The organism is Massilia glaciei (genome assembly GCF_003011895.2).
Taxonomy (GTDB): domain Bacteria; phylum Pseudomonadota; class Gammaproteobacteria; order Burkholderiales; family Burkholderiaceae_D; genus Telluria_A; species Telluria_A glaciei.
This window is the reverse complement of the sequence record NZ_PXWF02000133.1, coordinates 1-5,286: the sequence shown is the minus strand read 5'-3', so window position 1 is coordinate 5,286 and position 5,286 is coordinate 1. Positions and strand designations below refer to the sequence as shown.

General features: G+C 63.0%; 5 protein-coding genes. All 5 read left to right on the top strand.

Annotated elements, in window-relative coordinates; translation table 11 throughout:
* The first annotated feature begins 238 nt into the window (after positions 1-238).
* The 5 genes from C7C56_RS09705 to C7C56_RS09685 all read left to right on the top strand — a co-directional run bounded on the left by C7C56_RS09705 (position 239) and on the right by C7C56_RS09685 (position 4,603).
* The gene (locus C7C56_RS09705) at positions 239-1,117 is read left to right on the top strand and encodes a CheR family methyltransferase (RefSeq protein WP_370660194.1); all 879 of its coding nucleotides are present in this window, start codon (positions 239-241) and stop codon (positions 1,115-1,117) included.
* Between the two features lie 7 nt (positions 1,118-1,124).
* Positions 1,125-1,736 carry a chemoreceptor glutamine deamidase CheD gene (gene cheD, locus C7C56_RS09700; RefSeq protein ID WP_106757232.1) on the top strand — a complete coding sequence of 204 codons (612 nt, stop codon included), beginning with the start codon at positions 1,125-1,127 and terminating at the stop codon, positions 1,734-1,736.
* Between the two features lie 14 nt (positions 1,737-1,750).
* Positions 1,751-2,821 (top strand): protein-glutamate methylesterase/protein-glutamine glutaminase, encoded by a 1,071-nt coding sequence (locus C7C56_RS09695; protein WP_106757231.1) that lies wholly within the window; start codon positions 1,751-1,753, stop codon positions 2,819-2,821.
* Between the two features lie 128 nt (positions 2,822-2,949).
* Positions 2,950-3,348 carry a chemotaxis response regulator CheY gene (gene cheY / locus C7C56_RS09690; protein WP_106757230.1) on the top strand — a complete coding sequence of 133 codons (399 nt, stop codon included), beginning with the start codon at positions 2,950-2,952 and terminating at the stop codon, positions 3,346-3,348.
* A gap of 46 nt (positions 3,349-3,394) precedes the next feature.
* Positions 3,395-4,603: an EAL and HDOD domain-containing protein gene (locus C7C56_RS09685; protein WP_106757229.1), complete on the top strand. Its 1,209-nt coding sequence runs from the start codon at positions 3,395-3,397 to the stop codon at positions 4,601-4,603.
* Positions 4,604-5,286: the final 683 nt, after the last annotated feature.

The window sequence follows — 5,286 nt, the reverse complement described above, 5'->3', positions numbered from 1 at the left end:
GCGCCGCCCGCCTGGCCGCCGCCGCTGGCGGTGCGCACCCTGCCGGCCCGGAGGCGCGCCCGGCGCGCGCCTCGGCGCCGTCGCCCAAAAAACTGGCGCAGGCCTCAGCCGGCGAAGACTGGGAGGAGTTCTGATGGACGGCCGGGCGCGCGCGCCAGGCCGGCGCCGGACCGCGTCCACCGCCGCGTCCACCGCCGCGTCCACCGACCAAGCCCACTGAAGCCGAGAGCGACGACCCGTGCAACTGCCCCCTAAACAGGAAACCGTCAAGGAGTTCAATTTCACCAGCGGTGATTTTGAGCGCGTGCGCGCGCTGATCTACCGGCGCGCCGGGATCTCGCTCGCCGACAGCAAGCACGAGATGGTTTACAGCCGCCTGGCGCGGCGCCTGCGGGCCACCGGCATCGTCTCGTTCGCGACCTACCTCGACGACCTCGAGTCGGGCCGCCTGGGCGACGAGTGGGAGTCGTTCACCAACGCGCTGACGACCAATCTGACCTCGTTCTTTCGCGAGGCGCACCACTTTCCGCTGCTGGCCGAGCACGTATCGGTCAAGCGCGAGCACCCGATCCGGATCTGGTGCTCGGCCAGTTCGACCGGCGAGGAGCCGTACTCGATCGCCATGACCATGTGCGAGGCCTTCAACACGCTGGCGCCGCCGGTGCAGATCATCGCCACCGACATCGACACCAATGTGCTCAATACTGCCGCCAATGGCGTCTATCCGATCGAGCGGATCGACAAGCTCGATCCGGCGCGGGCCAAGCGTTTTTTCCAGCGCGGCAAGGGTGAGCGCGACGGCATGGTGCGGCTGCGCCCCGAACTACGCAAACTGATCACCTTCAGGCAGCTCAATTTGCTGACCGAGAACTGGGGCCTGACGGGCCAGTTCGACGCGATCTTCTGCCGCAACGTGATGATCTATTTCGACAAGACGACCCAGCGCAAGATCCTGGCCCGCTTCGTCCCCCTGATGAAAACGGACGCCCTGCTGTTTGCGGGCCACTCCGAAAATTTTCTCTATGTGTCAGAGTCGCTCAAACTGCGCGGCAAGACCGTGTATGTGCTCGACGACCGCCCCCGTGCCGGCAACCCCAACGTTGGCGTGCCAAGATGAGAAGCCTATGAGTTTTGAACCGACCAAAGAACAATTCGCCACCAACGTGTATTACGACCGCACGTTCGACTGCGACGCCGCCAAGGTGCTGCCGGGCGAGTACTACTACACGCCGCGCGACATGCTGATCGTGACGGTGCTTGGCTCGTGCGTGTCGGCCTGCATCCGCGACCGCGTCACGGGCCTGGGCGGCATGAACCACTTCATGCTGCCCGACGGCGGCGGCGACAGCAACAGCCCGGTGTCGGCCTCGATGCGCTACGGGACGTACGCGATGGAGATGCTGATCAACGAGCTGCTCAAGGCCGGCGCGCGGCGCGAGAACCTCGAGGCCAAGGTGTTTGGCGGCGGGGCGGTGCTGCGCGGCTTCTCGGCGCTGAATGTGGGCGAGCGCAACGCCTCGTTCGTGATCAACTATCTCAAGACCGAGAAGATGCGCGTCATCGCCGAGGACCTCAACGACATCTTCCCGCGCAAGGTGTATTTTTTCCCGCGCACGGGCAAGGTGCTCGTCAAAAAGCTCATGCAGACCCACAACGACACCCTGGTGCGGCGCGAGCTCGACTACGCCAAGCGCCTCAAGGTCGCCCCCGTGGGCGGCGAGATCGACCTGTTTTGAACACGATGACGCCCATGAAAAAGATCAAGGTACTGATCGTGGACGACTCTGCCCTGATCCGCCACGTGATGAGCGAGATCATCTCGAGCCAGGCCGACATGGAGGTCGTCGGCGTGGCGCCGGACCCGCTGGTGGCGCGCGAGCTGATCAAGCAGACCAACCCCGACGTGCTCACGCTCGACGTCGAGATGCCCAAGATGGACGGCCTCGACTTCCTCGAAAAACTGATGCGGCTGCGCCCGATGCCGGTGGTGATGGTGTCGTCGCTGACCGAGCGCGGCTCCGAGATCACGCTGCGCGCGCTCGAGCTGGGCGCGGTCGACTTTGTGACCAAGCCAAAGATCTCGATCCAGAACGGGATGCGCGAGTACACCGAGCTGATCTCGGAGAAAATCCGCGCCGCCGCCAACGCGCGGGTGCGCCCGCGGCGGATCCCGGGCAGCTACAGCGCGCCGGTGGCGCTGCCGCCGCTGCGCAATCCGCTGACGTCGTCGGAGAAGTTGATCATCATCGGCGCCTCGACCGGCGGCACCGAGGCGATCCGCGAATTTTTGATGCAGATGCCGTCGGACTGCCCCGGCATATTGATCGCCCAGCACATGCCCGAGGGCTTCACGACCTCGTTCGCGCTGCGCCTCAACACGCTGTGCGCGATCACCGTGCGCGAGGCCCACGGCGACGAGCGGGTGCTGCCGGGCCACGCCTACATCGCGCCGGGGCACTCGCACCTGACGCTGGCGCGCTCGGGCGCGAACTACGTGACCAAGATCGACCAGGGCGAGTACGTCAACCGGCACCGGCCCTCGGTCGACGTGCTGTTCCGCTCGGCGGCGCAGGCGGCCGGCAAGAACGCGGTCGGCGTGATTTTGACCGGCATGGGCAAGGACGGCGCGGCCGGCATGCTCGAGATGCGCAACGCCGGCGCCTACAATTTTGCCCAGGACGAGGCCTCGTGCGTGGTCTTTGGCATGCCGCGCGAGGCGATCGCGCTGGGCGCGACCAACGAGGTCGGGCCGCTCTCGGCACTGCCGGCGATGGTGCTCAACTACCTTGCCGCGAACGGCGGCAGGGCGTTGCGGGTTTGAGCAGTTTTTGCCCCGGTGGCGGCTCTTTAGTCGCCGTGTGGCAACAAAACTGCTATTCTTGAGCGACCCGGACACCGGCGAAGTTTATCAACAGATAGTGCGTAGCACCGAATCAACGGAGTAATTTAATGGCGGATCCAAAGTTGCGGTTTTTAGTGGTCGACGATTTCTCGACAATGCGGCGCATCGTGCGCAATTTGTTGAAGGAACTCGGCTACGCCAATGTGGAAGAAGCCGAAGATGGCGTGGTGGCGTTGGCCAGGATGCGCAGCGAAAGTTTCGACTTCGTGGTATCGGACTGGAACATGCCCAATATGGATGGGCTGACCATGCTCCAGCAGATGCGGGCCGATCCGCGGCTGGCCAAGCTGCCGGTGCTCATGGTCACCGCCGAAGCCAAGAAGGAGAACATCATCGCCGCCGCCCAGGCCGGCGCGAACGGCTATGTTGTCAAGCCGTTCACGGCGGCCACGCTCGACGAAAAGCTCAACAAGATATTCGACAAACTCGAGAAGGCCGGCGCCTGAACCACGCGCGGCGGCCCAGTCCAGCCCACTTTATAGCGAATCTCTAATGAACGACTCCAACTTCATCGTGCGAGAACCCTTGCTTGACCCGCGCCAGCGCGTGGTCGGCTACGAATTATCCTGGCAAAAGAACGCGTGCGGCCCGAGCACTGACGCCGAGCTCGAGGAGCTGATCGCCTTTGTCGCCGACAACGTCAACCACGAGGACCACGGCTGGCTGCTGCGCGATAAGGTGCTGTTCCTCGACGCGGTGCCGGCCATGCTCTCGACCGACGCGCTGTACGCGATGCCGCCCGAGCGCACCGTGCTCACGCTCAAGGCGAGCGACCTGACCGACCCCGACACGCTGGCGGCGGTGCAGGGCCTGCGCGCGGGCGGGGTGGGCATCTCGCTGCGCGACGGCGACCTTGCGCACCTGGGCGACAACCTCAAGATGAGCGCCTCGTTCATCGAGGTGCGCTTTGCCGGCGCCGACGTGGCCGCGCAGGCGCGCAGCTATTCGACGGCCAAGCAGTCGGGCGTGCGTATGGTGGGGCGCCCGGTGAGCACCTGGGAGGACTTCGACGCCTGCGCCGCGCTCGGGCTCGACGCCTTTGTGGGCAAGCTGCACCTGACGCCGCGCCCGGGCAACCCTGTCAAGGGCATGAACCCGGCGCAGACGATCATCTTGCAGCTGATGCAGATGGTCAAGCGCAACGACGACATCCCCAAGCTCGAGGCCGTGCTCAAGCGCGACCCGGCGCTGTCGTACAAGCTGATGCGCTTCATCAATTCGGTCGGCTTTGGCGCCGCGCGCGAGATCCAGACGCTGCGCCAGGCCATCGCCATGCTCGGCTACGCGCCGATGTACCGCTGGCTGACGCTGCTCTTGGCGACGGCGAGCACGAGCGGTTATTCGCCGGTGCTGATGGAGACGGCGGTGGTGCGCGGGCGCCTGACCGAATTGCTGGGGGCAAAGTCGCTGCCGCGCGGCGAGGGCGAGAATTTGTTCGTGCTGGGGATGTTCTCGCTGCTCGACCGGTTGCTGGGGTTGCCGATGAGCGAGGTGCTCAACACCATTCAGTTGCCCGACGACGTGGTCGAGGCGCTCATGACCGGGGGCGGGAAGTACGGGCCGTATTTGGCGCTGGCCGAGGCGTGCGAGCTCAATTCGGGCCTGGTGGCTTCGCAGGCGGCGGCGCTTGATATTTCGCCTGTTGAGGTCAACAAGGCGCATCTGTCGGCGCTGGCTTGGGCGCAGAATCTGGCGATATAAGTGCGCTGTTCGGTTCATCGCCTATTTGTGCTTGGAATCGTCTCGCCGCCAAGGATGCAAATTGAGTACCGGATTTCCTTCCCAAGACGTCCGGGACAGTCCCGAAAAAGCCGCTCTAGCCTCTGCTACAGTGGTTTTTTTTTTCGGATTCCGTTACCGTCCATCTGATCTGACCCTATCCCCGCACCTTTGGGCGCGGCGCTCTGCGATGGACAAAATGACACTTACGTAGTCCAAATTTCCGACGGCGCATTGGAGGCGAACTCAAAATGGGGCAAACGCATGCGTTTGCGCCTACCCGGGAATGACCATGACGAGGGGAATCAAACAACCACGCCATCTGCGCGAAAGCGCACTTCTGTCCGAGAATCCCCTCGCCATCGCGCCGATGCGAGAACTGGTGTTTAACGCGGCAGATGCGCTGAATTGATCACTAAATCTTCCACGTCACGCACGAAAATTGGCAAAATTCCCCCTTTAAGCCCAACTATCTAACTAGATATATTTTCTGCTTGGTAACAATATTTGATTTGAAGAACACTATACTAGGCATCACGTTACCAAAGTACGCGCTTTGTAACTTTTGTTTTATCCGCCTCAAAGACAACAAGTTCGTCAAATGACACGGATGCGAATTTGAGCGTTGTTATAAAGGAAATTTGTGACTGTTCAGCCTGAGCGCA